Below are 25,355 nucleotides of genomic sequence, written 5' to 3'. Positions count from 1 at the left end.
ACAATACGGGGGCGATGTGTTCGACAAGTTTGCAGACTGGTTACGTCAGACGGCCTTTTTCTCGACGGCTATCGACATCGCGCGCCAGACGTTACCAGAGCCCGCGCTGATCTGGTTGCGCACGCAGATGGTGCGCAATCTCCGTGGAACGCCTGGCGAGGTGTTCGGCGAGATCTATCGTCGCAACGTCTGGGGTTACAAGGAAACCGCTTCCGGCGGCGGATCCACGCTGCACAATACCCAAAGGGTGCGGGAAAGCCTTCCTGGTCTGGTTGGCGACCTCGGGATCCGTACCCTGCTCGATTTGCCTTGCGGTGATTTTCATTGGTTGTCGAAGATCGAACTTCCAATTTCTCGCTACATTGGGGGAGACATCGTTCCGGAACTGATTGCGCGAACGGGTGACCAATACAGTCGCCCAGATCGCACGTTCCTCCGGATCGATCTCTGCAACGATCCGCTCCCGGAAGCTGACCTGCTGCTCTGCCGCGATTGCTTCATTCATCTTTCCGAAGAGATGATTTTTCAAGCAATCGACAACATTCTTCGATCCAACATCAAGTATCTCCTGACCACCACTTACCCGGCTGGCCGAAATCGTGCGATCCGCACGGGTGACTTCTTCTCCATCGATCTGAACGCTCCGCCCTACAACTTCCCGCCGCCGATCAAGGTGCTGGACGACTACGTCCCACCGTTCGACCGGCGGCAACTGGCGCTGTGGGAAGTCGAAAGCCTGCGCAAAGTCCGAGGCAATGGTATGCCGTCTCGCGGCGAGGCTGCATCGGAGCGAGGACGAAACAACGGCGGGGAAAACGACGAAAAATCAGAGCGATAAATGGTGCCGCAAGAGGGATTCGAACCCCCGACCCCGTCATTACGAATGACGTGCTCTACCAACTGAGCTATTGCGGCGAACCCTGCCGGGACCCGGCAATGCCGGTCCCGATACGCGCGCTCCTGATATCGGGCGTGGCCCGAATTGGCAAGGTGGAGCGGGCTTCGAAATGTGCCTTACGCGCCCCAGCGGGACCAGAATCCGCGCCAGCCGCCGGCCTGGGCCTTTGCATGGGTTCTGGGCGTGCCGATTTGTTCCGCAAATTCATCGCTCGGACCCTCGTCATCGATCCCGGGATCATCGGGAGCGCGGACGATCGGGATGACGGCCTGGATCGGGGCCGGCGCAGGCTTGCCGAGGTCGGCACGGGTCCGGAACACCGGCGTTGCCGCCTCCGGCGATGATTCGGCCGTCTCAGGGGCGGGATTGACCGGCTCGGCGGCCGGCGTGACCGCGGGCTCTTCCTTGGCGGCCTCGCCGGTCGTCTCCTTGGCCTCAGGAGGCGAATTGTCCTGTGCGGCGGGCAGCGGATCCGGTGCAGCCGCCGGCGGTTCCACCGGGGCTTCGCTCGGGGCCGCCGTCACCCGCTTCGGCGGCGGCGCGGCCAGCATGGCTTCCTCGAAGGCCGAGGATTCGATCGTGGCGCCCTTGTCGGAGGGGAGGCTCGCGACCGGCGTTTGCCACTGGAAGGCATCGAGACGGCCGGTGACCGGCGAGACCGGACGCCAGCGGTCGCTGACATAGCCGTCCGCGGTCCAGGCCGGATCGTGGCGGGCGCGCACCGCGCGCAGGGTCCAGGCGCGGGCACGGCCGCCGTCGCCATGCTCGGTACGCTCGAGCTCGGCCATCAGCAGCGCGACGCGCTGGGTTGGATCATTGACGTAGGGTGCCAGCACCGCGCGCGCGCGGGCGAACTCGGAGGCGTCGATCGCGGCGCGCGCGATCGCGAGCTGGCCCTCGACATGGCCCGCCTTGTCGGCCGGCGTCTTGGCCGCCAGCGTCTCGACCCGCTGCAAGCGCTGTCGCGCGGAGTCGCCGAGCTTCACATGCGCGTAGGCGTCGGCAAGATCCGGATGCGGATTGGCGAGCCACGCGGCCTCGACCAGCTTCATGGAGCGCCGCACCTGATGCGCCTCGCTCTCGAACCTGGCCGCGAGCACCGCGGCCGGCACCAGCGTCGGCGCGAGCTTGATGGCCTCCATCACGCTCTCGCGCGCCACGTCGCGGTCCATGGTTTCCAATTCCAGCGCGCGGGCCGTGAGCAGCACGCCGCGCTGGCGGCGATAGGCCGCCTTGTCGATCAGGCCCGCGGACAGATTCGAATCGAGGATCGCGAGTGCGCCGCTCCAGTCGCCGCGCGCGCAGCGGAAGCCGAGCACCGCGTGCGAGGCCCAGGTCGAGGACGGCGACAGCTTGATCGCCTCCTCCGCGATCATCACGGCGCCGACCGCATCGTCGGCGCGCTGCGCCTCGATGAACAGGCCTCGCAGGCCGAGCAGCCGGGTATCCTCACGCTCGGCCATGACGCGGAAGACGCGCTGGGCCTCGTCGCGATTGCCTTCGAGCTGGGCCGACTGCGCGTGCAGCAGCAGTGCGAGCGGATCGTTCGCGGCCAGCCGCCGGGCGGTATCGGCGTGACGGCGGGCGAGGGCGGTATCGCCATGACCGATCGCGAGCAGGCCGTGGGTGATGGCATGGCGGCCGCGCGCATGGCGTTTCTCATGACGGCGGCGGCGCAGGCGTCCCGGCGCGCGCCAGATCATCGTCACGATGCTCCAGACCAGCACGACCGCCGCTGCAAAGATGCCGAGCAGAAACACGAACCTCGGAAGCGTCGTTGACGCGCGGAAACCGCCCGCGGTCAGGACGAGATCGCCGGGCTGATCGGCAACCCAGGCCGCGCCGGCCGCCGCCAGCGCAATCAGGACGAGGAAGAGGACGATGCGAAGCATGGCGATCCCTATTACGCGCAGATTATTGCGCGAACCTTTACTGAGCAGGCTTGACCAGGTCGGGCTTGGCGAGATCCGCCATGGCATCGTCGGCGAATTTGCGGGAGGCGCCGAGCGCGGCGTCGCGAGCATCGGCCTTGTCGAGCCAGGCCTGTGCCGGTGCACGATCGGCCTCGGACAGCGTCTTCAGCTCGCGCCGCGCTTCCGCGAAATCGTTGCGGAGCGCCGCCGCCGTCACCCGTGCGACGATGGCGCCGCGATCATTGCCGACGCCGTCGGTGCGCTCGATACGAACGAGTTTCGATGCCCCCGCCTGGAGACGCTCGACGATGCCGGCACCGGCGGCTGGGGCTTCCGCCGGCGGAGAGAGCTTTGGCACGATGTTGAGCAGCTCGCGGCTCAGCGCGACCGGCGTCGGAATGCCTGACGATGCAAAGGTGTCGAGCGGCTTCAGCATATCGGGCTTGGCCGCGAGCGACCGCGCCGCGGCCAATTGCGATTCGTAAGCATCGCCATGCCGAACCGCGACGTCGAGCAGAGCCGCCGCCACGACATGGCGCAGTGGCTTGTCATTCGTCGCCTTGTTGTCGGCAATCTTCTCGCCCTGCTGTGCGAGCTCGGCGCGCTCCGTCTTGCTGGCACGCTCCAGCTGCGCAATGCGGTCGCTGAGAGCGGCAAGATCAGGCGCGGCAGCGCGCGGTGCCGATTTCACGTCGTTGGCGATCTTGTCGGACTGTGCGCGCAGATTGGCGATGTCACTGCGCAAGGCATTTGCGGATTTCTCCAGCGCATCGATCCGCGCCACCACGGCCGGATCGGCGGCGGGCTTGCCCGCCTTGGCTTCGACCGCGGCGACACGTCCGCTGAGCGCGTCGACCGTCGCGCTCGTGACCTGCGGCGCGGCCGGCGGCGCCTGCACGGCGGGCCAGCCCAGCATCCAGCCGACGGCAATCACGATCGCGGCTGCGACCGCGCCGGAGAACGGCGCAATGACCCAGGGCGAAACCGGCGCCGCTGGAGCGGACGCAGCCGCGGCCTCCGCGTGCGCGGGCTCCGGGTCGGGCTTGGCCTCTTCGGATTTGGACTCTTCGACCGTGGCCTGCTCCGGCGTCGGCTGAACCTCCGGTTCGGCGGCCGCCGTCGGCTGCGGCTGGGTCGAGACTTCGGTTGCCTCGAGGTCGATGGTGGGCGGGGTGCGCTTGGCACGGCCGGACTCGGGAGCCAATCCTGCGTCTTCAGGCTTGTCGTCGGCCATCGTGACGGTTCCTCACACTTACATGCCCTAAACGGACCCGATCGCGTCGGATTCGGCCCGACCTCTTACGCCAAACGGGTCCGCAAAGCACGCTCCAAGGTATCAAATAGGGCATTTTCGTCCGGCGTCGCGGCCCCAAGAACCTGCGACGCGCCGGCATCGCGCAACACGCTGGCGACCGTCTCGGACAGGCAGCATTGCGGGATCGCCAGCGCCGAGATTTCGACGCCTTCGTCCCGTGCCGCATCCAGGAAGGCCCGCGCGCTGCGACGGGAGTAGTGCAGCACCGCCTCGATCCCATGCGCGGCAAAGCCATCGCAGACATCGCGCGGCAGGATCTTGACCGGAGTCATGCGATAGGTGGTCTGCGTCACCACGCTGAAGCCCTCCGCGCCGAGCTCGCCGCCGAGATCGCGCGACAGATCCGCGCCCGCGAGATAGAGCAGCGTGCTTTTCTTCTTCAGCACCTTGTCGCGCGCGCCCTGCATCACCTTGTCGCGCAAGGCCGCGGCATCGCCACCGGCGACGGTCACCTCGGCGAAGCCGGCGTCGCGCGCCGCGGCAGCCGTGTGCTCGCCGACCGCAAACAGCGGCAGCTCCAGGAGGCCAAGCTCGTGTAATTGCGGCGCGACGGCGCGGATCGCATTGGCCGACGTGACGATGATGGCGCCGTAGTCGGCCTCACTCTCGTCATGGAAGGCGACCGGCTCGAACTTGAGCATCGGGGCGAGCAGCACCACTTGACCCCGCGCCCGCAAATTTTCCGCCGTCGCCTCATTGTCGGGATGCGGCCGTGTGACAAGAATGGACATCGCTTGTGTTCCCGAACCACGTGGCGGTGACGCATTCACGAAGGCGGCTGCGCGTGACGATTGCGCAAGTGGACCCCGGAATGCTACCGGACGTACCAGAACTCTGCTTTACGGATGAGCGCAAGGGCGCAAATTGGATAACAATTCGCCAATGCTGGTACTGGGCATCGAAACCACCTGCGACGAGACCGCCGCGGCCGTGATCGAGCGCGCGCCCGACGGCAGCGGCAAGATCCTGTCCAACATCGTGCGGTCCCAGATCGAGGAGCATGCCCGCTTCGGCGGCGTGGTGCCGGAGATCGCCGCACGCGCGCATGTCGACGTCCTCGACGGCATCATCGACCGTGCCATGCACGAGGCTGGCATCGACTATGCGCAGCTCAACGGTGTCGCGGCCGCGGCGGGGCCGGGGCTGATCGGCGGCGTCATCGTCGGCCTCACCACCGCCAAGGCGATCGCGATGGTGCACGACACGCCGCTGGTCGCGGTCAACCATCTCGAAGCGCATGCACTGACGCCGCGCCTCACCGACGGAATTGAATTTCCCTACTGCCTGTTCCTCGCCTCGGGCGGGCATACCCAGATCGTCGCCGTCACCGGTGTCGGCCAATATGTGCGGCTCGGCACCACCGTCGACGACGCGATGGGCGAAGCCTTCGACAAGGTCGCGAAGATGCTGGGTCTGCCCTATCCGGGCGGGCCGCAGGTCGAACGCGCCGCGGCAAGCGGCGATGCCACGCGCTTCGCCTTCCCCCGCCCGATGCAGGGACGGCCCGATGCCAATTTCTCGCTGTCGGGATTGAAGACGGCGGTGCGCAACGAGGCGAGCCGGTTAGCCGAGATCGCGCCGCAGGATATCAGTGATCTCTGCGCGAGTTTTCAAGCCGCCGTGCTCGACTCGACGGCCGACCGGTTGAGCGTCGGCCTGAGGCTTTTCCGCGAGCAGTTCGGCGCTCCGCATGCACTCGTCGCCGCCGGCGGCGTCGCAGCCAATCAGGCGATCCGCGGCGCCCTGCATCACGTCGCGCGGCAGGCCGGGACGCAACTGATCATGCCGCCGCCCGCGCTCTGCACCGACAACGGCGCGATGATCGCCTGGGCCGGCGCCGAGCGCCTGGCGCTTGGCATGACCGACACGATGGAAGCCCAACCCCGCGCACGCTGGCTGCTCGATGCCAACGCCACGGCGCCGGCCGGTTACGGCAACACCCGGGCGGGATTCTAGCTATGACGGCGTTCCGGTCCGTCGCGGTGATTGGTGCGGGCGCATGGGGCACGGCACTGGCGACGGTCGCGGCGCGCGCCGGGCGGCACGTGACGCTCTGGGCGCGCAACAGCGAACATGTCGCGCGAATCGCCTCGACCCGCGACAATCCGCGGCTGCCCGGCGTGCGGCTTGCGCCGGAGATCGTCGTGACGCACGAGCTTGCTGAGGCCGCGCGCGCGGACATGGTGCTGATCGCGACGCCTGCGCAGCATTTGCGCGGCGCGGTCAACATGCTGTCCTCACATCTGGCAAGGCCGGTGCCGATCGTCGCCTGCGCCAAAGGCATCGAGCACGGCACCCATAAATTCATGACCGAAATCATCGCGGAAGCCGCACCTCACGCGCAGCCGGCGATCCTGTCGGGCCCGAGCTTTGCCGACGACGTCGCGCGCGGCTTGCCGACCGCGGTGACACTGGCGGCGAAGGACGAAGCGCTGGCGAGCGCGCTGGTGCAGGCGCTGGGCTCGGCGACCTTCCGGCCCTATCACACCACAGATGTCCGCGGCGTCGAGATCGGCGGCGCGGCCAAGAACGTGTTGGCGATCGCGGTTGGCATCGCGGTCGGGCGAAAGCTCGGCGCCTCCGCCCAGGCTGCGCTGACGACCCGCGGCTTTGCCGAGCTCACGCGTCTCGGCCGTGCCCTCGGCGCGCGCGGCGAGACGCTCACGGGCCTGTCCGGCCTCGGCGATCTGATCCTGACCTGCTCGAGCCCGCAATCCCGCAATCTCGCGCACGGCCTTGCGCTGGGCCGCGGCGAGCAGCCGCCCGCGGGCAAGCTTGCGGAAGGCGAGTTCACCGCACCGGTGTTGATCGAACTCGCAGCTTCGCACAACGTCGAGATGCCGGTATCAGAAGCGGTCGCTTCGATCCTGAGCGGCCGGAGCACGATCGACGCTGCGATCTCGGGGCTGTTGACGCGCCCCTTCAAGGCAGAGGAATGAACATGGCGTACTGGCTGGTGAAATCCGAACCGTCGGTGTGGTCCTGGGACCAGCAGGTGGCGAAGGGCGCCAAGGGCGAGGCCTGGACCGGCGTGCGCAATTACACCGCGCGCCAGAACCTCGTGAACATGAAGAAGGGCGACAAGGCGTTCTTCTATCATTCCAACGAGGGCAAGGAGATCGTCGGCATCGCGGAGATCGTCAAGGAAGCCTATCCCGATCCGACCGACAAGACCGAAAAATTCGTCTGCGTCGACATCAAGGCCGACAAGCCCTTGAAGACGCCGGTGACGATGGCCGCGATCAAGGCGGACAAGAAGCTCGCTGATATGGCGCTGGTGAAATATTCGCGCCTGTCGGTGCAGCCGGTGACGGCGGAAGAGTGGAAGCTCGTCTGCAAGATGGGCGGGATGTAAGTTATTGCCGTAGCCCGGATGGAGCGCAGCGCAATCCGGGAGAGTCTTCATGCCGCACGACCCCGGATTACGCGGCGCTCCATCCAGGCTACGATGTCCGCACTTGCGTCGCCGGCAGCGTAAACACCTCGCAGGGCGACGCGATGCCGCGCAGCGGATGCGATCCGAGCGCGACGAGAGGCGTGTCCGTCTCCGCGGCCAGCGCCCCCGATACCAGCACGGTCCGTTCCAGGGGCTTGCACAATCCCTCGAGCCGGCTGGCGAGATTGACGGCGGGACCGATCGCCGTGAAATCGAGCCTGTTGGCGGCGCCGATATTGCCCCAGAGTATTTCGCCGAGATGAAGGGCCGCGCCGAATGCAAGCGGCGGCAGTCCTTGAGCGCCGCGCTCCCCGTTGAGATACGCCATGCCGGCTTCGGCTGCGCCTGCGGCACGCAGGGCGGCATCGCACGCGCGGCGCGGTGAGGCCTCGACCACCGGGAAGATCGCGAGCACGCCGTCACCGATGAATTTCAGCACCTCGCCGCCGAAGGCATGAACGGCACCGGCGATGCGATCGAACCAGGCGTCGAGCGCTGCGATGACGTCGGCCGGCGGTGTGGTCTCCGACAAGGTCGTGAAGTTGCGCAGATCCGCGTAGAGGAGGGCGGCTTGAATGGTCTCGCCGAGATCACGCCGCAGCGGCGCCGCCAGCACCCGCTCCGCGCTGCGCTTGCCGAGATAGGCATCGAGCGTCGCGCGCAACGTGGCGCGCGCGGCGAGCACGGCCAGCGGCGTCGCGGCGAAACGCGCAGCCTGGCGCAATTGCTCGATCTCGTCCGCGGTGAACGGACGCGGCCCGATCCAGCCGAGCTGCGGCCCATCTTGTCGTCCGACCACCTCTTCGTGCACCTCGCCGCTCGCGATGTCGCGCAGCCAGCGGCGACCGGCATCATTGGGCGGGTCGGGTGCCAGCCCACTTGGTGCGAAGCCGAGCGCCTCGATGACCCGGCCGGTCTCCGCGCGCCACAGCCAGGTCCGCTTCGCGATCAGCGGATGCGGCACCTCCAACGTCAGGCTGCCTGCCGCAAGCGGCACACCATCGGCGACCAGATGAGCGCCGAGTTCCGCGAGCAGACGGTCGGCCCCGGAGCAATCCGAGGCAGCATCGACGAGCCAGGCGAGGGTCCGGGAGAGTTGCATGGCCCGATGATGACGAAGGTGGACCGTCTTTGTCACGGGCAATCCTTGACGCACCGCTCCACCGCCGCCATGTGCCAATATCAGCCCAGGGATGATCGCCGATGACCGAGCCGTTCGTAGTGCGACGCGAAACCCAGATCGCGGCCCCTCGCGCCACCGTCTTCGCCTATTTGACCGACCCCGAGAAAATCCTGAGCTGGATGGGCTCCGACGCGACCACGGAGCCGCACCCCGGCGGGCTTTATCTCCTCAAGGGCATCGGCCCGCGTGGCGGCGTCGGCCGCGGCACCTTCCGCGAGGTCGTGCCGGTGCATCGTCTGGCCTATACGTTCGGCTGGGAGGGCGGTCAGGAAGTGCCGCCCGGCTCGAGCCTGATCGAGATCGACCTGATCGAGCGCGACGGCGGCACGCTGCTGCGCATGACCCATAGCGGGCTCCCGACCGAGGAACAGGCCGCCGCACACGCGAAAGGTTGGGCGCATTATCTGGGCCGCCTCACGAGCGCAGCCGCGGGCAGCGATCCCGGTCCGGATAAGGGTATCTCAGACAAGATGTAGCTCTCGTAGGGTGGGCAAAGCGAAGCGTGCCCACGCGGCCTATCAACAATGTCGTGAAGAATGGTGGGCACGGCGCTTCGCGCCTTTGCCCACCCTACGGCACCGCCGCTTAAACTGCCGCGGTCGCCACCACCTGCTGCAAAAGTTGCTCGCGCCTGGCCTGCGAACGCTGGCCCTTCATGGTCGCGGCGAACCGTTCGAGGATACCGTCCTCGAAGGCGGTGACGATGGTGTCGTGGACGTAGCTCTTGCGGCAGATCGCCGGCGTGTTGGAGAGCTTGTCGGCCGCGGCGCGGATCGCGTCCAGCACCTGCTTCTTGCGGCCGCGCTGGCTGGTCGCCGGCGTGATCCGCGACAGCGATTCCACCACGACTGCGGACGCCATCAGCGTGCGAAAATCCTTCAGCGAAATCTTGATGCCGGCGATCTCGCGCAGAAACGCGTTCACCTGCGTGGTGCTGACCGCGCGCACGATGCCGTAGGCATCGCGATATTGGAACATGCGCTTGCCGGGAACGCCGCTCAGGATGCCGATGGCGCGCACCAGCTTGGCCGCGTCGCACTCCTTGCGCACCGCCTTGCCACCCTTCGCCTTGAAGGTCAGCACGAAACAGTCGTCTTCCAGCGAGACGTTGGATTTCAGCAGCGTGGTGGCGCCGCGGGTGCCGTTGAGGCGGGCATAGGATTCGTTGCCGGGACGGATCGCGGTGCGCGCGATCAGCTCGATCACGGCGGAGAGTGCGAATTCACGCGTCGGCTCGTCGCCCGACAGGAATGCCGAGACCTTGCGCCGGATCTTTGGCAATGCGCCGACGAGCTTTTCCAGCCGGTGCGCCTTGCGGTGCTCGCGAACCTTTTCCCAATCGGCGTGATAGCGATATTGCAGCCGGCCCGCGGCATCGCGTCCCACTGCCTGGAGATGCGTGCTCGGATCGGCCGAGTAACGCACCTGGCGATAGGCCGGCGGCACCGCCATGGCGTGCAGCCGGCGGATGGTGCGGGCGTCGCGGATATGCGCGCCGTTGGGACGGACGAAGGAATAGCCCTTGCCGCGCTTGATGCGCCGGATGGTCAGCTCGTTCTGGTCGCCGAGCCGCAGCCCCAGTTCCTTGGCGAGCGCCTCGACCGTCGCCGCGGGCGCCGTGTCGAACACCTTTTTCGGGCTGGAACGGGTGGAACCGGCCGGTTTCGGCCATTGTCCGAGGGCTTTGGCCAGCGCGACAGCAGCAGGATCGGCCGAAGCGAGCCGCATCGTCCCGAGATTCTGCTGATCCATCATAGTCTTAAGCCTTAGCCCTGTCTGTTATCGGTCAATGCCGCTGTTCTGATTTTTGTTCCAAGGGGTCCTTGGGCGGTCTCTTGGGACCCGGGTTAGCCACTTAGGGTGTTCCGAACCGCATTGCGAGTCCCGAATCAGTGACAAGCGGTTTCTAAATACCTCCTGCGGCGCATGGACGCCCTGCACGGGCCTATTCCGGCGATTTGGTAAAGACCTGGAAAGCCGCGCCGGCCTGTTTCAGATCTGCGACAGTCGCGCCAGGCGGCGTTGATCCTTCGCATGGCCGGCCGCTCGCCGAAGGTCCAGCTTGTGCTCCTTGTCGGGTCCGGTTAGGCGGACGCATAATCGGTTCAACGATGACGTCGGCTCGCCAGTCACCTGGGCTCGGCTTGCCGTATCTGGAGGGAAGCATGTCCGAGAAGACCTACGACGTCCCCGCGGAATGGGCCAAGCGCGCCTGGATCGACCAAGCCAAATACAAGGACATGTACGCCCGCTCGATCGCGGACCCGAACGCCTTCTGGGCCGAGCAGGCCAAGCGCATCGACTGGATGCACGCGCCGACTAGAATCGAGAACGTCTCGTTCGCGCCCGGCAACATCTCCATCAAATGGTTCGAGGACGGCGTCCTCAACGTCGCCCATAATTGCATCGACCGGCATCTGCACAAGCGCGCCAACCAGACCGCGATCATCTGGGAGGGCGACGATCCCTCACAATCCAGGCACATCACCTACAAGGAGCTGCACGACGAGGTCTGCCGGATGGCCAACATCCTGCGCACCCGCAACGTCAAGAAGGGCGACCGCGTCACCATCTACCTGCCGATGATTCCCGAAGCGGCCTACGCGATGCTGGCCTGCGCGCGGATCGGCGCGATCCACTCCGTGGTGTTCGCGGGCTTTTCGCCGGACAGCCTCGCCCAGCGCATCAACGACTGCCAGTCCAAGGTGATCATCACCGCGGACGAAGGTCTGCGCGGCGGCAAGAAGGTGCCGCTGAAGGCCAATGTCGATGCAGCGCTCGCAAAGGCCGACGGCGTCGACTGGGTCGTGGTGGTCAAGCGCACCGGCGGCACGGTCGAGATGAATCCGTCACGCGATCTCTGGTATCACGACGCCGCCAAGATGGTGACGACGGAATGCCCGGCCGAGCACATGCACGCCGAAGATCCGCTGTTCATCCTCTATACGTCGGGCTCGACCGGCCAGCCCAAGGGCGTGCTGCACACCTCGGGCGGCTATCTCGTGTTCGCCGCGATGACGCATCAATACGTCTTCGACTATCACGACGGCGACATCTACTGGTGCACCGCCGACGTCGGCTGGGTCACCGGACACAGCTACATCCTCTATGGGCCGCTGGCGAACGGCGCGACCACGTTGATGTTCGAAGGCGTGCCGAATTATCCGGACAATTCCCGTTTCTGGAACGTCATCGACAAGCACAAGGTCAATATCTTCTACACCGCGCCGACCGCGATCCGCGCACTGATGCAGAGCGGCGACGAGCCCGTGAAGAAGACCTCGCGTGCAAGCCTCCGGCTGCTCGGCTCGGTCGGCGAGCCGATCAATCCCGAAGCCTGGGAGTGGTATCACCGCGTCGTCGGCGACGACCGCTGCCCGATCGTCGACACCTGGTGGCAGACCGAGACCGGCGGCATCCTGATCACGCCGCTGCCGGGCGCGACCAAACTGAAGCCGGGCTCGGCGACGCAGCCGTTCTTCGGCGTCGTGCCTGAAATCGTCGATGCCGACGGCAAGGTGCTGGACGGCGAGACATCAGGCAATCTCTGCCTGACGCGATCGTGGCCGGGCCAGATGCGCACGGTCTATGGCGATCACGCCCGTTTCGAGCAGACCTATTTCTCGACCTACAAGGGCAAGTATTTCACCGGCGACGGCTGCCGGCGCGATGCCGACGGCTATTATTGGATCACCGGCCGCGTCGACGACGTCATCAACGTCTCCGGCCACCGCATGGGCACCGCGGAAGTCGAGAGCGCGCTGGTCGCACATGAGAAGGTGTCGGAGGCCGCCGTGGTCGGTTACCCGCACGACATCAAGGGCCAGGGCATCTACGCCTATGTCACCCTGATGGCCGGCGTCGAGCCGAGCGAGGATCTGCGGAAAGAACTCGTCACCTGGGTGCGCAAGGAGATCGGCCCGATCGCCGCGCCCGACCAGATCCAGTTCTCGCCCGGCCTGCCCAAGACCCGTTCCGGCAAGATCATGCGCCGCATCCTGCGCAAGATCGCCGAGGACGAGCCGGGCAGCCTCGGCGACACCTCAACGCTCGCCGATCCCGCCGTGGTCGACGACCTCGTCAAGAACCGGCAGAACAAGAAATCGGCGTAAGGCTCCGCTCTCGTGCCCCGGACGCAGCGCAGCGCTTCTTCAGCGGTGCGCAGCAGAGCCGGGGCCGATCCAACGGCAGAGCGTGTGGCCTCCTGGGTCCCGGCTCTGCGCAGCAGGGCCAAGGCGCTGCAGCGCGTCCGAGACACAGAGAGCCCCCCAAATAACGGCCATTCACACCCTCACGCACTTGTCAGGGCGCGCGGCTCCGCGCCCGCATCTTTCCAGCCAAGTGTTGTTTTCTTGTCATTTACTTTATTTCGAACATTTTCTTTGTTCCGCGTGCTGGCGGGCCCTTGGCGGCCGCGCGTGGAAACCATCCGGTTAACAGGCGCGGTTAAGAATATCCGGGCAAGCGGGCAATTGCCGGTGCTGCGTAGTTTTTGACGATCCGTTCGGGGCAGAGGAAAAATTGATGTCGGTAAGGATTGCTGTGGCGCTCACCGCCACCATCGGGGTTGGGGTCTTGATGTCGACGGCGGCGCAGGCGCGGCCGGAAATGGTGGGGGCGCACCTGGCCGACTATTCGCCGGGCACCATCGTGGTCAAAACCAACGAGCGGCGGCTCTATCTCATCCTCGATAACGGCCACGCCGTGCGCTATCCGGTCGGTGTCGGCAAGTCCGGCAAGCAATGGGCCGGCACCACCCGCATCGACGGCAAATATATCAACCCGGCCTGGTCGCCGCCTGCGGAAGTGAAGCGCGACAAGCCCAGCATCCCGGACGTCATTCCGGGCGGCTCGCCGCGCAACCCGATGGGCGTTGCGGCGATGACGCTGGCCGGCGGCGAATATGCCATCCACGGCACCAATGTGCCGGGCTCGGTCGGCGGCTTCGTCTCCTATGGCTGCATCCGCATGCTCAACGACGACATCACCGATCTCTACAGCCGCGTCTCGGTCGGCACGACGGTGGTCGTGACGCGCTGATCGCCGGGATCAGGCAAGCAAGAGCCGCGTCTTTCGACGCGGCTTTTTTGTTACCAGAAGCGCCAGCCGCGCGCGCACCAGCCGTCGCGATGGCCGCCATTGTAGCTGCGCGCGTAACCGCCGGCGAGCAGTGCGGCAGATACGTCCGCGGTTCGCCTTGTCGCAACATTAGCGAGAACGCGGCCGTATTTGTCGGGGCCAAGATTGGTGATCGTCACGCCGCCCTGGCCGAGCAGATCGCGCAGCGCGCCGGTCGCCGCTTGAGCCTTGTCCAATTCATCCTGGCAGGATGCTTTCATCTCGGGCGCATCGATGCCGCGCAGGCGAACGCGCGCAATGAGAACACGTCCGTCGCGCTGGTGCACGCGAGCGAGAAAGGTATCGCCGTCGATCGTGCGAATGACGTCGACCGGCTGACGGATGTCCGGATCGGCCTGCTGCAAAATGATCTTGGCATCCCGCGATTGACCGTCGATCGCATGCGGGAAGGGCCAGTTCATCCCGTGCCGGAACGTAAGCACGACGGCCACCGCGATTCCGACCACGAACATCCACGGCAACAGCCCCGAGAAGTGGCGACCGAACGGCGAACCACTGTATGAAGGCCGGTGGCTGGGATCGAAACGCGGCATCCGCGCACGCTAGGGCTGAGTCGGGCGATCCGGCAACATAGCCTCAAAAGCCAGCCTCAAACGACAGCCTCAAAAGTCCGAGGCGATACCTTTGCGCTCCCAATCGCCGTAGCGGGTGGGCTCAGGTCCCTTCGGTCCCTGCAATTCCTTCGGCGCCGCCGCGGCGTGGGCAGCAGCAGCCTGCCGCCGCGCTTCGGCTTCGGCCAGCGCGCGCTGGGCGGCCGGGGTGAGCTTGCGATCGGGAACGGAGGGCTGGTCACTCATCTCGATGGTTCCTAGCGCAGGATCACTGGGCGTGCGAGGTCCAATATCGCATTGCTGAAATAGTCATGACGGGCTGTAAACACGAGAGGCCATTCTTACATTTGGCATATTCGCGTGCCAGAGATCGGTCTCTCGAGGCATGCGCCCATTGCGGCGGAACTGCCGCTCGCTAAGAACCTTAAGCCGCATGCCATCTCAACGTTTCGCCCCTCCGTCCGAAGTGCCTGGTCTCGCGGCACGGCGGATTGCCGCCGACATCGTCGACGGCGTGCTGCACAAGCACCGCACGCTTGACGATCAACTCGACGGCAGCGGTGCCCATCCCGGATTGAAGACGCTCGCCGACCGCGATCGCGCGCTGATGCGCCGCCTGGTCGCGACCGTGCTGCGCCGGCTCGGCACGCTCGGCCATGTGCTGTCCCGCCTGCTCGACAAGGGCATTCCCTCCGAAGCGCCGCGCGCACAGAGCGCACTCCTGATCGGCGCCGCCCAGATCCTCTGGATGGACGTGCCCGATCACGCCGCGGTCGATCTCTCCGTCCGCCTCGTCCAATCCGACCGGCGCGCCGCGCGTTATGCCGGCCTCGTCAATGCCGTGCTGCGCCGCTGCGCGCGCGAGGGCAAGGCGCTGGTGGATGAAGTTGCCGCGCAATCGCTGGACCTGCCGCCCTGGCTGCTCGCGCGCTGGAGCGCGCATTACGGCGAGGCGACCGCAAGGGATATGGCGCTGGCGCTCGGCCACGAGCCCTCGCTCGACCTCACCGTGAAATCGGATGCCGCGCAATGGGCGAGCCGCCTGCATGGCGAGACGCTGCCGACTGGCACGGTGCGGATGCTGCTGCACGGCTCGGTGACGGTGCTGCCGGGCTTTGCCGAAGGACAATGGTGGGTGCAGGATGCCGCCGCCGCGCTGCCGGCGCGATTGTTCGGCGACATCAAGGGCAAGGCCGTTGCCGATCTCTGCGCCGCACCGGGCGGCAAGACCGCGCAACTGGCCCACGCCGGCGCGCATGTCACGGCGATCGACCGCTCACCCGCCCGGGTGGCACGTCTGCGCGAGAATCTGACGCGGCTGTCGCTCCAGGCCGAGACTGTCGTCGCCGACGCCGTGGAATGGGCCGGCCCTGCCGAGGGTTTTGACGGCATCCTGATCGATGCGCCCTGCACATCGACCGGCACGATCCGGCGCCATCCCGATGTCGCGTGGCTCCGGCAGGAATCCGACGTCGCCGCCCTGACCGCGCTCCAGCGGCGGCTGCTGAAGAAATCCGTCTCGCTGCTCAAGCCGGGCGGGACGCTGGTCTACTGCACCTGTTCCCTGGAACCCGAAGAGGGCGAGCAGGCGATTGCCGCGCTGCTGGCCGTGGAGAGTGGCCTGCGCCGCGTGCCGGTCGACGCTTCCGAGGTCTCGGGGCTCAGCGAGATCATCACCACAGAGGGCGACCTGCGCACGCTGCCCAGCCACCTGCCTAACGCCGATCCCAAGCTCGGCGGGCTCGACGGTTTCTACGCAGCCCGGCTCGTTAAATCCTGATTTTGCACCGGTTTTTGCGCCGGCGCTGATTCGCGACACTTCAAGATGGTGTCAGACGTCCGATTTTGGGATTAAGAAGGATTCGTCGTTAATCCTCTCCCCCTCCAAGGCAAGGCGTGTCGGTCGCTCAACGCAGACGTATCTCGACGCTGGTGATGAACCGCTTCGCGCGGAACATGCTCGCGCGCGCGAGCGGCGGTTCCGTTGCGCTGTCGCGGGTCTGGCCCGGCCGTACCGACCGGCTGATCATCGCGCCGCATGACCTGCGCACGGCGGATGCGACCCGCGCCGCAGAGATCTATGCCGGCCGCTTCGTCTTCGCCGGCAAGATCGTCAATTGCCACGGCCGCTCGATCTTCGATCTCGAACCGCCGTCGGAAGACTGGGAGGTCGCGCTGCTCGGCTTCGGCTGGCTGCGCCATCTGCGCGCCGCCGACACCGCGCTGACGCGCGCCAATGCGCGCGCGCTGGTCGAGGACTGGATCGCCAACCCCGCCAACAAGCGCCGCGCCGTCGCACGGCGCGCCGACGTGCTGGCGCGGCGTGTGATCTCGCTGCTGTCGCAGGCGCCGCTGGTGCTCAACGACACCGACAACAAATTCTACCGCCGCTATCTGCGGGCGCTGGCGCGGGAGGTCCGCCTCCTGCGCTACACCATGGTCAACATTCCCGACGGGGTGCCGAAGCTCCAGGTGCTGATCGCGCTATGCTACGCGGCGCTGTGCCTTGCCAACCAGGCAGGGCAGATCCGCAGTGCGTCGAAAAAGCTCTCGGACGAGTTGCAGCGGCAGATCCTGCCCGACGGCGGCCACATCTCGCGCAATCCGGGCGCGCTGATCGAGATCTTGATCGACCTGCTGCCGCTGCGGCAGACCTTTGCCGCGCGCAACATCGCGCCGCCGCCGGCGCTGCTCAACGCGATCGACCGCATGATGCCGATGCTGCGCTTCTTCCGGCACGGCGACGGCAATTTCGCGCTCTTCAACGGCATGAGCGCGACGCCCTCGGACCTGCTCGCCACGCTGCTCGCCTATGACGACACCCACGGCGCGCCGATGGCGAACATGCCGCATACTGGCTTCCAGCGCCTCGACGCCGGCCAGACCACGCTGATCATCGACACCGGCCCGCCGCCGCCGGCCGGCGTCAGCCACGACGCCCATGCCGGCTGCCTGTCGTTCGAATTGTCTTCCGGCATCAGCCGCATCGTCACCAATTGCGGCATGCCGACCACGGGCCGCGACAATTGGCGGCCGTTCGCACGCGGCACCGCGGCGCATTCGACGCTGACCTATCACGAGACGTCCTCATGCCAGTTCGTCGAGATGTCGGCGATGAAGCGCCTCCTGCACGGCTCGCCCGTTACCAGCGGCCCCGTCGAGGTCGAGAGCTATCGCGAGATCGTTCAGAACGGCACGCTGCTCACGACCTCGCACGACGGCTATCTCGCGAAATTCGGCGCGATCCATCGCCGCGTGCTGATGGTCGCCAATGACGGCGCGCGCATCGACGGCGAGGACACGCTGTCGCCGCCGCAGGGCGGACGCTTCAAGGGCGCCGACGCCGACTTCGCGTTGCGCTTCCATCTGCATCCGGCGGTGAAGGCGAGCCGGCTGTCGGATGCCCGTGGCGTCATGCTGGTGCTGCCGAACCGCGACGTCTGGACCTTCGAGGCGCTCGACGACAAGGTCGATCTCGAGGACAGCGTGTTCCTGGCCGGCAATGACGGCCCGCGCCGCACCGCGCAGATCGTGATCCGGCAGGATGCGCGGCAGGGGCCCTCGATCCGCTGGAGCTTCGTCCGCTCCACCGCTTCGCCGGCAGTCACCAATGCCCGCCGCAACGCCCGGCGCGAGCCGGAACTTCCGCTGTAAACGCGCACGATTCGGCCCCATCTCATCGTTGTGAAAACGGCCGAAAGCTGCTATCGAGCCCTCGCTCGCGCGACTGGCGACCTTGGATGGAGCACCATCGGGAAGCGCGGGACAAAGACGCCGCGCGCCTGGGCATAGACACTCCTTAAGACAGAGGATCTTGCTCATGACTGACCATCCCCGCCGCGTTACCCGTGCTCTTCTCTCCGTCTCCGACAAGACCGGCCTGATCGAGTTCGCAAAGGCGCTTGCCGCGCACGATGTCGAGCTGGTCTCGACCGGCGGCACCGCCAAGGCGATCGCCGCGGCCGGCCTCAAGGTGAAAGACGTTTCCGACCTCACCGGCTTCCCCGAGATGATGGACGGCCGCGTCAAGACGCTGCATCCGAAGGTGCATGGCGGCCTGCTCGCGATCCGCGACAACAAGGAACATGCGGACGCCATGAAGGCGCACGGCATCGCGCCGATCGACCTCCTGGTCGTCAACCTGTATCCGTTCGAGGCCACCGTCGACAAAGGCGCGGGCTTCCAGGATTGCATCGAGAACATCGACATCGGCGGCCCCGCGATGATCCGCGCCGCGGCAAAGAACCATGACGACGTCGCCGTCGTGGTCGAGGCCGAGGACTACAAGGCCCTGCTCGACGAGCTCGCGGCCAACAACGGATCGACGACGTTGAAGCTGCGCCGGCGGCTTGCCGCAAAGGCCTATGCGCGCACTGGAGCTTACGACGCCGCGATCTCGAACTGGTTCAACCGCCAGCTCGAAATCAACGCGCCCGACTTCCGCGCCTTCGGCGGCAGACTGATCCAGTCGCTGCGCTATGGCGAGAACCCGCACCAGACCGCGGCGTTCTATGCGACGCCCGACAAGCGGCCGGGCGTCTCCACCGCGCGGCAGCTCCAGGGCAAGGAGCTTTCCTACAACAACATCAACGACACCGATGCGGCCTATGAGTGCATCGGCGAGTTCGACGCCAAGCGCACCGCGGCCTGCGTCATCGTCAAGCACGCCAATCCGTGCGGCGTGGCCGAAGGGTCCGATCTCGTCAGCGCCTATCGCAAGGCGCTGGCCTGCGATTCCACCTCGGCGTTCGGCGGCATCATCGCGATGAACCGCGCACTCGACGCCGACACCGCGCGCGAGATCACGAAGATCTTCACCGAGGTGATCATCGCGCCCGATGCCAGCGAGGAGGCCATCGCCATCATCGGCGCGCGCAAGAATCTGCGCCTGCTGCTCGCCGGCAGCCTGCCCGATCCGCGCGCGCCTGGCCTCACCGCCAAGACGGTCGCCGGCGGCCTCCTCGTGCAAAGCCGCGACAACGCCGTGGTCGACGACATGACCTTCAAGGTCGTCACCAAGCGTGCGCCTGATGATGCCGAGATGCGCGATCTGAAATTCGCGTTCCGCGTGGCAAAGCACGTCAAGTCCAACACCATCATCTACGCCAAGGATCTGGCCACCGTCGGCATCGGCGCGGGCCAGATGAGCCGGGTGGATTCAGCGCGGATCGCGGCGCGCAAGGCGCTGGATGCGGCGAATGAGCTCAAGCTCGCCGAGCCGCTCACCAAGGGCTCGGTGGTGGCGTCGGACGCGTTCTTCCCGTTCGCCGACGGCATGCTCGCCTGCATCGAGGCCGGCGCCACCGCCGTGGTGCAGCCCGGCGGCTCCATGCGCGACGACGAGGTGATCAAGGCCGCCGATGAGCACGGCATCGCCATGGTGTTCACGGGCACGCGGCACTTCAGGCACTAACTCACCGCGAGCGTAGCCCGGATGGAGCGCAGCGAAATCCGGGTTTCACGTCCCAGCAACAGCGGCCCCGGATTGCGCTTCGCTCCATCCGGGCTACGCCACTACTCCCGTACCCGCATCAACAACCCCAGCCCCGCGACGAAGAACACCACCAGCACGGCCATGCCGGCCTTCTGGCTCGCCGTTACCGCGGTGATCATGCCGATCAGCAGCGGGCCGATGAAGGACGTTACCTTCCCCGTCAGCGCGAACAGCCCGAAATACTGCGCGATGCGATCCTTGGGCGCGAGACGGATCAGCAGCGTGCGCGAGGCGGCCTGAAGCGGGCCGCCGGCAGCGCCGATGAGACAACCCAAAACGAGATAAGCGCGCTCGGCCGCGCTGGAGAACAGGGGCGCGCCCGGAAGAGGTGGTGCGACCTTGACGAACAGGACACTGTCCTTGTCGACCAGAAGAATGGCCGCCACCGCCAGCAACAGAACAAGCAGGCTGCCGGCGATGACGTGCTTCGGCCCGAGACGATCGTCGAGCTTGCCGCCAAGCCATGCGCCAAGGGCGCCGGCAATCGCGAGCATGATGCCGAAGGTGCCGATCTGGATCGTGTGCCAGCCGAAGGTGCCGGCGGCATAGATGCCGCCGAACGCGAACAGCGACACCAGACCGTCGGTGTAGATCATGTTGGCGAGCAGAAATGCCGCGAGCGATTTCCGCTGCGGCAGACCCTTGATCGATTGCTTGAGATCCGACAATCCCTCGCGCAGCGCCTCGCGCACCGGGTGCTTCGCCGGATAATCCGGCGTGAACAGGAACAATGGCGTCACGAAGATGATGAACCACAGCCCGGTCAGCGGCCCCACGATGCGATCGCCCTGATGGCTGACCGGATCGAGCCCGAACAGCGGCTTGAAGCCGAGCAACGTGCGGCCGGTCTCGGGATTGGCGGCGAGGAAGCCGAGCACGATGACGAGGCTGACGATGCCGCCGATGTAACCCGTGGCCCAGCCGGTGCCGGAGAGCCGGCCGATCCGCTCAGGCGGCACCAGGGTCGGCATCATCGCGTTGTTGAAGACGGTGGCGAATTCCGCACCGACGCTGGCGAGCGCGACCGCCGTGAGCAGCGGCGGAATGATGGCGAGATCGCCGGGCTTGCCGATCCACAGCGTGCAGGCCGCCAGCACCAGCAGCGCGCCGAATCCCGCGATCCACGGCTTCCTGCGGCCCGAGGCATCGGCAATGGCGCCGAGCACCGGCGACATCAGCGCGATCGCGAGGCCCGCGGCCGCCATCGCGAAGCCCCACAACGACTGGCCGGTGGCGGGATCTGGCGCAATGCTGGTGGCGAAATATGGCGCGAAAATAAAGGTCGTGATCAGTGTGAAATAAGGCTGCGCGGCCCAGTCGAAGAAAATCCAGCTGATGACGGCGGCGCGCGGCGGATAGGTCCGCTGCGCGCCGACCAAGCGCGCATCCGGGGCGATCGTCGTCATATTCCAGTCCCCATCACGAACAGTTTTGCCTCTGTGAGGGCAAACCGTATAGCATTGAAGCGACGCGTGTGAACTGCCCCAAGGCCACGGCGGAAGCTTGATGATGTCGTCATATTCGACACGGCGGACATTTTTCGCCTTCGTTACCATTCTGGCGTTTGGTCTTGCGCCTGCGACCGCCCAGGATGCGCGGCGGGCCTATGTCCCACCCGCGCTCGACACGGTGCACGCCGTTCCGTCCGAGCACGGCATGGTGGTGGCGCAGGAAAAGATATCGGCGCAAGTCGGCACCGACATCCTGCGCCGCGGCGGCAACGCGGTCGATGCCGCGGTCGCCACCGGCTTTGCGATGGCCGTGACGTATCCGCGCGCCGGCAATATCGGCGGCGGCGGATTCATGGTGATCCATTCGGCCGAGCGCAACGAGGACATCACGATCGATTATCGCGAGACCGCGCCGGCTGCGACCACCCCGCAGATCTTCCTCGGCGCTGACGGCAAGCCCGATGCTGCGAAGTCGCGCGATTCCGCGCTCGGCATCGGCGTGCCCGGCACCGTCGCAGGTCTTGCGCTGGCCTTGGAAAAATATGGCTCGGGCCGGTTCACGCTTGCACAATTGCTCGAGCCCGCGATTGCGCTCGCCCGCGACGGTTTTGTCGTCACCGACGACCTTGCCGACACGCTGCCGGGTTGGCACCGGCGGCTGGCGCGCTGGCCCTCGTCGGCCAAGATCTTCTCGCGCCCCGACGGCACGTCGCTCGGCGAAGGCGACAGGCTGGTGCAGAGCGATCTCGCCGAAACGCTGTCGGCCGTCGCCGCACAGGGGCCGCGCGGCTTCTATGAGGGGCCGGTCGCGGAAAAGCTCGCCAAGGCCGTGACTGACGCCGGCGGCATCATGACGCCGGCCGATCTGAAATCCTATTCTGCGGTGGTCCGTGCCCCGGTGCTCGGCACCTATCGCGGTTACGACATCGTCTCGATGCCGCTGCCTTCCTCCGGCGGCGTGGTGCTGGTGGAGACGCTCAACATCCTCGAGGGCTTTCAGCTCGCCGATCTGAAACAGGGGTCGCCGGCTTCGCTGCATCTGCTGATCGAAGCCATGAAGCGCGCCTATGCGGATCGTGCGCGCTATCTCGGCGATCCCGCTTTCGTCAATGCACCGATCGAGACGCTCACTGCAAAGGACTACGCCGCCAAGCTGCGCGCCGGCATCTCCACGGAGCGCGCTACGCCGTCGAAACAGCTCGTCTCCGCCCCTCCCGCGCCGCGCGAGGGGACCAACACCACGCACTTTTCCGTCGTCGATGCCGGCGGCAATGCCGTCAGCAACACGTATACGCTGAATTTCAGCTACGGCGTCGGCCTCGTTGCCGACGGAACCGGCGTGCTGCTCAACAACGAGCTCGACGATTTCACCGCGGCGGTCGGGGCTTCCAACGCCTACGGCCTCGTCGGTTTCGAGCCGAATCTGCCCGGGCCCGGCAAGCGGCCGTTGTCCTCGATGTCCCCGACCATCGTGCTCAAGGACGGCAAGCCGGTGCTGGTGACGGGCTCGCCCGGCGGCAGCCGCATCATCTCGACCGTGCTCCAGGTCATCGTCAACGTGGTCGACTACAAGATGGATGTGGCCGCCGCCGTGGCAGCACCGCGGCTGCATCACCAATGGCTGCCGGACGAGGTGCGCATCGAAGGCGGCTTTCCCGGCGATGTGCTCTTGAAGCTGAAGGCGATGGATCACCTCATCGTCGAGTCGATGGGACAGACCTCGGCCAATTCGATTATGGTGACGCCGAACGGGCCACTCGGCGCGCCCGATCCGCGTACCCGCGGCGCGGAAGCCGCGGGACAGTAGTCGCGCCGTTCATGGCACGGCAGCGCGCGCCTGCTTGCGCGGGCTGCCCTGCGTGCTACCACCGCGCAGCTTTAAGGGACCGCCGGGGAAACGCACATGAGCACAGCCGATCCGACCCAGCGCATTGAGCGCGCAGAGATCGAAGACACCAGCCTTCTCGCCTTCTACCGCGACATGAACGCGCCGGAGCGGCGGACGTTCTGGGCTTGCGCCGCAGGCTGGGCGCTGGACGGCATGGACTTCATGATCTATCCGCTGGTGATCGGCACCATCATCGCGCTGTGGAAGGTCGATGCGGCCTCGGCGGGACTCGCCGGTACCGTGACCCTGCTGGCCTCCGCGATCGGCGGCTGGCTCGGCGGCTATCTCTCCGATCATATCGGACGTGTCAGGACGCTCCAGATCACCATCATCTGGTTCTCGTTCTTCTCGCTGGTCTGCGCGGTCGTGCAGAATTTCGACCAGCTCCTGATCGCACGCGCCGTGCTCGGCCTCGGCTTCGGCGGCGAGTGGGCGGCGGGCGCCGTGCTGATGGGCGAGGCGATCCGGCCGCAATATCGCGGACGCGCGGTCGGCTCGGTGCAGTCGGGCTGGGCGGTCGGCTGGGGTCTCGCCGTGCTGTCGCAGGCGATCCTGTTCTCGGCTTTGCCGCCGGAGACGGCGTGGCGCTGGATGTTCGTGATCGGCGCGCTGCCGGCGCTGCTGGTGTTCTACATCCGCCGCTCCGTCACCGAGCCGGAGATCGCGGCCGAGGCCCGCGCAAAACAGGCCGCGAGCGGCGATCGTCCGGCGCTCTGGGAAATCTTCTCCGGCCCGATCCTGAAGACCACGATCCTGGCCTCGCTGATGGCGACCGGTTGCCAGGGCGGCTACTACGCCGTCACCTTCTGGGTGCCGCAGTTCCTGACCAAGGAGCGGCACCTGTCGATCGTCGGTTCGACCGGCTATCTCTCGACGCTGATCATCGGCTCGTTCATCGGCTATCTCGTCGGGGCCTGGCTCGCGGATCGCATCGGCAGGCGCAATCTGTTCCTGATCTTCTCGATCGGCGCCATGGCCGTGGTGCTGCTCTACACGCAGCTGCCGCTCACCAACGAGATCCTGTGGGTGCTCGGCTTCCCGCTGGGCTTCTTCGCCTCGGGCTATTTCTCGGGGATCGGCGCGTTCCTGACCGAGCTCTATCCGACGCGGCTGCGCGGCTCCGGCCAGGGCTTCTGCTACAATTTCGGCCGCGGCATCGGCGCGCTGTTTCCGTTCCTGGTCGGCGCGCTCTCGGCGACGACGTCGCTCGCGAATGCGATCGCGATGTTCGCGGTGGTGGCTTACGCGCTGTTCTTCATTGCCGCCTTCGCCCTGCCGGAGACGCGCGGGCGCGTGCTTCACGCGGATTGATCCGGCGCTGTCACGCCGGGGCGGTGAGGAAACTTACCGCCCCACCTGGTACGGCCCGCCCTTTTCCAGCGCTCTGGCGTACGCCGGCCGCGCGTGGATGCGCTCCAGGAACGCCATCGCCTTGGGATGGCCGAGCTCGAGCCCGCCACGCGCCTGCGCGGCTTCGAGCGGGAAGCTCATCTGGATATCGGCGGCGGTGAACTCGGTGCCGGCGAACCACTCGGTCTTGCCGAGCTCGCCCTCCCAATAATCCATGTGCTGCTTGAGCTGCGGATTGACCAGCGCGGTGAGCGCCTGGTTCGAGACCTTGCGCACCAGCGGGCGAAGCAGCGCGGGTGCGCGCTTCGGCATCAGCGTGAACAGCAGCTTGAGCAGCAGCGGCTGCATCGCCGAGCCCTCTGCATAGTGCAGCCAATAGGTGAAGCGCAGCCGCTCGGGCGTGTTCGGCGGCGGTATCAGCCGGCCGTTGCCGTAGGTGGCGATGAGATATTCGATGATCGCGCCTGACTCGGCGATGGTGTTGCCGTTGTCGGTGATGACGGGCGACTTGCCGAGCGGATGGATGGCGCGCAGCTCCTTCGGGGCGCGCATGTCCGGCTGGCGCTGATAGCGCACGATCTCGTAGGGCACGCCCAACTCCTCGAGCAGCCACAGCACCCGCTGCGAGCGGGAATTGTTGAGGTGGTGAACGGTCAGCATCGGTGGGGTCCCCAGGCTAGGCGTGGTCGATCGACCGCGCGTTCGTGCCAGCCCGGGAACGCAATGTCGAGCCATCC

General features: G+C 66.5%; 21 protein-coding genes, 1 tRNA gene and 1 riboswitch. Of the genes, 12 read left to right on the top strand and 10 right to left on the bottom strand.

From position 1 onward, the window contains the following. Window positions 1-16 precede the first annotated feature (16 nt). Complete coding sequence (locus OWC48_RS21870; RefSeq protein ID WP_282521797.1) at window positions 17-838, top strand: class I SAM-dependent methyltransferase; 822 nt, start codon at window positions 17-19, stop codon at window positions 836-838. Window position 839: 1 nt separating this feature from the next. On the opposite strand, the gene OWC48_RS21865 is transcribed toward OWC48_RS21870, so the two are convergent. From OWC48_RS21865 to OWC48_RS21850, 4 genes are all read right to left on the bottom strand, one after another. Beyond that, window positions 840-915, bottom strand: a tRNA-Thr gene (locus tag OWC48_RS21865). A 99-nt stretch (window positions 916-1,014) separates the two neighbouring features. Then, window positions 1,015-2,790, bottom strand: a complete 1,776-nt coding sequence (locus OWC48_RS21860; protein WP_282521796.1) for a heme biosynthesis protein HemY — start codon at window positions 2,788-2,790, stop codon at window positions 1,015-1,017. A 37-nt stretch (window positions 2,791-2,827) separates the two neighbouring features. Then, complete coding sequence (locus OWC48_RS21855) at window positions 2,828-4,045, bottom strand: COG4223 family protein (protein WP_282521795.1); 1,218 nt, start codon at window positions 4,043-4,045, stop codon at window positions 2,828-2,830. Between the two features lie 65 nt (window positions 4,046-4,110). Next, complete coding sequence (locus OWC48_RS21850) at window positions 4,111-4,857, bottom strand: uroporphyrinogen-III synthase (protein ID WP_282521794.1); 747 nt, start codon at window positions 4,855-4,857, stop codon at window positions 4,111-4,113. A 151-nt stretch (window positions 4,858-5,008) separates the two neighbouring features. Here OWC48_RS21850 and tsaD point away from each other — a divergent pair, with 151 nt between their 5' ends. The 3 genes from tsaD to OWC48_RS21835 are packed head-to-tail and all read left to right on the top strand — an operon-like array spanning window position 5,009 to window position 7,481. Further along, window positions 5,009-6,082 carry a tRNA (adenosine(37)-N6)-threonylcarbamoyltransferase complex transferase subunit TsaD gene (tsaD, locus tag OWC48_RS21845; RefSeq protein ID WP_282521793.1) on the top strand — a complete coding sequence of 358 codons (1,074 nt, stop codon included), beginning with the start codon at window positions 5,009-5,011 and terminating at the stop codon, window positions 6,080-6,082. Between the two features lie 2 nt (window positions 6,083-6,084). After that, on the top strand, window positions 6,085-7,065 hold the full coding sequence (locus OWC48_RS21840) for an NAD(P)H-dependent glycerol-3-phosphate dehydrogenase (RefSeq protein WP_282521792.1): 981 nt from the start codon (window positions 6,085-6,087) through the stop codon (window positions 7,063-7,065). A gap of 2 nt (window positions 7,066-7,067) precedes the next feature. Next, entirely contained in the window at window positions 7,068-7,481 is a 414-nt protein-coding gene (locus tag OWC48_RS21835) for an EVE domain-containing protein (RefSeq protein WP_282521791.1), read from the top strand. 88 nt (window positions 7,482-7,569) lie between these two features. On the opposite strand, the gene OWC48_RS21830 is transcribed toward OWC48_RS21835, so the two are convergent. Continuing rightward, complete coding sequence (locus OWC48_RS21830; RefSeq protein WP_282521841.1) at window positions 7,570-8,664, bottom strand: adenylate/guanylate cyclase domain-containing protein; 1,095 nt, start codon at window positions 8,662-8,664, stop codon at window positions 7,570-7,572. 101 nt (window positions 8,665-8,765) lie between these two features. On the opposite strand from OWC48_RS21830, the gene OWC48_RS21825 reads away from it, so the two are divergent. Next, the gene (locus OWC48_RS21825; RefSeq protein ID WP_085403026.1) at window positions 8,766-9,221 is read left to right on the top strand and encodes an SRPBCC domain-containing protein; all 456 of its coding nucleotides are present in this window, start codon (window positions 8,766-8,768) and stop codon (window positions 9,219-9,221) included. 109 nt (window positions 9,222-9,330) lie between these two features. Here the strand turns inward: OWC48_RS21825 and OWC48_RS21820 are convergent, their stop codons facing one another. Then, entirely contained in the window at window positions 9,331-10,500 is a 1,170-nt protein-coding gene (locus OWC48_RS21820; RefSeq protein ID WP_282521790.1) for a DNA topoisomerase IB, read from the bottom strand. A gap of 410 nt (window positions 10,501-10,910) precedes the next feature. On the opposite strand from OWC48_RS21820, the gene acs reads away from it, so the two are divergent. Continuing rightward, complete coding sequence (gene acs, locus OWC48_RS21815) at window positions 10,911-12,857, top strand: acetate--CoA ligase (protein ID WP_282521789.1); 1,947 nt, start codon at window positions 10,911-10,913, stop codon at window positions 12,855-12,857. Between the two features lie 412 nt (window positions 12,858-13,269). Continuing rightward, a complete protein-coding gene (locus OWC48_RS21810) occupies window positions 13,270-13,785 on the top strand; it encodes a L,D-transpeptidase (protein WP_282521788.1) in 516 nt (171 codons plus the stop codon). A 50-nt stretch (window positions 13,786-13,835) separates the two neighbouring features. On the opposite strand, the gene OWC48_RS21805 is transcribed toward OWC48_RS21810, so the two are convergent. Beyond that, the gene (locus OWC48_RS21805) at window positions 13,836-14,417 is read right to left on the bottom strand and encodes a thermonuclease family protein (protein WP_282521787.1); all 582 of its coding nucleotides are present in this window, start codon (window positions 14,415-14,417) and stop codon (window positions 13,836-13,838) included. 69 nt (window positions 14,418-14,486) lie between these two features. Next, the gene (locus OWC48_RS21800; RefSeq protein WP_282521786.1) at window positions 14,487-14,681 is read right to left on the bottom strand and encodes a DUF1674 domain-containing protein; all 195 of its coding nucleotides are present in this window, start codon (window positions 14,679-14,681) and stop codon (window positions 14,487-14,489) included. 187 nt (window positions 14,682-14,868) lie between these two features. On the opposite strand from OWC48_RS21800, the gene OWC48_RS21795 reads away from it, so the two are divergent. The 3 genes from OWC48_RS21795 (at window position 14,869) to purH (ending at window position 19,848) form a co-directional block, all read left to right on the top strand. Continuing rightward, window positions 14,869-16,215 carry an RsmB/NOP family class I SAM-dependent RNA methyltransferase gene (locus OWC48_RS21795; RefSeq protein ID WP_282521785.1) on the top strand — a complete coding sequence of 449 codons (1,347 nt, stop codon included), beginning with the start codon at window positions 14,869-14,871 and terminating at the stop codon, window positions 16,213-16,215. 155 nt (window positions 16,216-16,370) lie between these two features. After that, a complete protein-coding gene (locus OWC48_RS21790; protein WP_282521840.1) occupies window positions 16,371-18,089 on the top strand; it encodes a heparinase II/III family protein in 1,719 nt (572 codons plus the stop codon). Between the two features lie 59 nt (window positions 18,090-18,148). Continuing rightward, a riboswitch (ZMP/ZTP riboswitch) is annotated at window positions 18,149-18,230 on the top strand. 25 nt (window positions 18,231-18,255) lie between these two features. Continuing rightward, window positions 18,256-19,848, top strand: a complete 1,593-nt coding sequence (gene purH, locus OWC48_RS21785; RefSeq protein ID WP_282521784.1) for a bifunctional phosphoribosylaminoimidazolecarboxamide formyltransferase/IMP cyclohydrolase — start codon at window positions 18,256-18,258, stop codon at window positions 19,846-19,848. A 101-nt stretch (window positions 19,849-19,949) separates the two neighbouring features. On the opposite strand, the gene OWC48_RS21780 is transcribed toward purH, so the two are convergent. Then, window positions 19,950-21,335, bottom strand: a complete 1,386-nt coding sequence (locus OWC48_RS21780; protein ID WP_282521783.1) for an MFS transporter — start codon at window positions 21,333-21,335, stop codon at window positions 19,950-19,952. A 100-nt stretch (window positions 21,336-21,435) separates the two neighbouring features. Here OWC48_RS21780 and ggt point away from each other — a divergent pair, with 100 nt between their 5' ends. Together ggt and OWC48_RS21770 are read left to right on the top strand one after the other, a co-directional pair. After that, on the top strand, window positions 21,436-23,187 hold the full coding sequence (gene ggt, locus OWC48_RS21775; RefSeq protein WP_282521782.1) for a gamma-glutamyltransferase: 1,752 nt from the start codon (window positions 21,436-21,438) through the stop codon (window positions 23,185-23,187). Between the two features lie 96 nt (window positions 23,188-23,283). Next, window positions 23,284-24,579: an MFS transporter gene (locus OWC48_RS21770; protein ID WP_282521781.1), complete on the top strand. Its 1,296-nt coding sequence runs from the start codon at window positions 23,284-23,286 to the stop codon at window positions 24,577-24,579. A gap of 33 nt (window positions 24,580-24,612) precedes the next feature. Here OWC48_RS21770 and OWC48_RS21765 read toward each other — a convergent pair whose 3' ends face one another. Further along, window positions 24,613-25,278: a glutathione S-transferase family protein gene (locus OWC48_RS21765; protein ID WP_282521780.1), complete on the bottom strand. Its 666-nt coding sequence runs from the start codon at window positions 25,276-25,278 to the stop codon at window positions 24,613-24,615. Between the last annotated feature and the right edge of the window lie 77 nt (window positions 25,279-25,355).

This window comes from Bradyrhizobium sp. Arg816 (assembly GCF_029989365.1).
Taxonomy (GTDB): Bacteria; Pseudomonadota; Alphaproteobacteria; order Rhizobiales; family Xanthobacteraceae; genus Bradyrhizobium.
The sequence above is the reverse complement of the archived record's forward strand: the minus strand, read 5'-3'. Positions and strand labels throughout refer to the sequence as shown.

Coding starts and splice junctions, on each gene's coding strand:
- OWC48_RS21765 (WP_282521780.1), bottom strand. CDS start 25,278: ATGCTGACCGTTCACCACCTCAACAATTCCCGCTCGCAGCGGGTGCTG.
- OWC48_RS21800 (WP_282521786.1), bottom strand. CDS start 14,681: ATGAGTGACCAGCCCTCCGTTCCCGATCGCAAGCTCACCCCGGCCGCC.
- OWC48_RS21795 (WP_282521785.1), top strand. CDS start 14,869: ATGCCATCTCAACGTTTCGCCCCTCCGTCCGAAGTGCCTGGTCTCGCG.
- OWC48_RS21860 (WP_282521796.1), bottom strand. CDS start 2,790: ATGCTTCGCATCGTCCTCTTCCTCGTCCTGATTGCGCTGGCGGCGGCC.
- tsaD (WP_282521793.1), top strand. CDS start 5,009: ATGCTGGTACTGGGCATCGAAACCACCTGCGACGAGACCGCCGCGGCC.
- OWC48_RS21780 (WP_282521783.1), bottom strand. CDS start 21,335: ATGACGACGATCGCCCCGGATGCGCGCTTGGTCGGCGCGCAGCGGACC.
- OWC48_RS21770 (WP_282521781.1), top strand. CDS start 23,284: ATGAGCACAGCCGATCCGACCCAGCGCATTGAGCGCGCAGAGATCGAA.
- OWC48_RS21855 (WP_282521795.1), bottom strand. CDS start 4,045: ATGGCCGACGACAAGCCTGAAGACGCAGGATTGGCTCCCGAGTCCGGC.
- OWC48_RS21810 (WP_282521788.1), top strand. CDS start 13,270: ATGTCGGTAAGGATTGCTGTGGCGCTCACCGCCACCATCGGGGTTGGG.
- OWC48_RS21825 (WP_085403026.1), top strand. CDS start 8,766: ATGACCGAGCCGTTCGTAGTGCGACGCGAAACCCAGATCGCGGCCCCT.
- OWC48_RS21835 (WP_282521791.1), top strand. CDS start 7,068: ATGGCGTACTGGCTGGTGAAATCCGAACCGTCGGTGTGGTCCTGGGAC.
- acs (WP_282521789.1), top strand. CDS start 10,911: ATGTCCGAGAAGACCTACGACGTCCCCGCGGAATGGGCCAAGCGCGCC.
- ggt (WP_282521782.1), top strand. CDS start 21,436: ATGATGTCGTCATATTCGACACGGCGGACATTTTTCGCCTTCGTTACC.
- purH (WP_282521784.1), top strand. CDS start 18,256: ATGACTGACCATCCCCGCCGCGTTACCCGTGCTCTTCTCTCCGTCTCC.
- OWC48_RS21840 (WP_282521792.1), top strand. CDS start 6,085: ATGACGGCGTTCCGGTCCGTCGCGGTGATTGGTGCGGGCGCATGGGGC.
- OWC48_RS21790 (WP_282521840.1), top strand. CDS start 16,371: ATGAACCGCTTCGCGCGGAACATGCTCGCGCGCGCGAGCGGCGGTTCC.
- OWC48_RS21850 (WP_282521794.1), bottom strand. CDS start 4,857: ATGTCCATTCTTGTCACACGGCCGCATCCCGACAATGAGGCGACGGCG.
- OWC48_RS21820 (WP_282521790.1), bottom strand. CDS start 10,500: ATGATGGATCAGCAGAATCTCGGGACGATGCGGCTCGCTTCGGCCGAT.
- OWC48_RS21805 (WP_282521787.1), bottom strand. CDS start 14,417: ATGCCGCGTTTCGATCCCAGCCACCGGCCTTCATACAGTGGTTCGCCG.
- OWC48_RS21830 (WP_282521841.1), bottom strand. CDS start 8,664: ATGCAACTCTCCCGGACCCTCGCCTGGCTCGTCGATGCTGCCTCGGAT.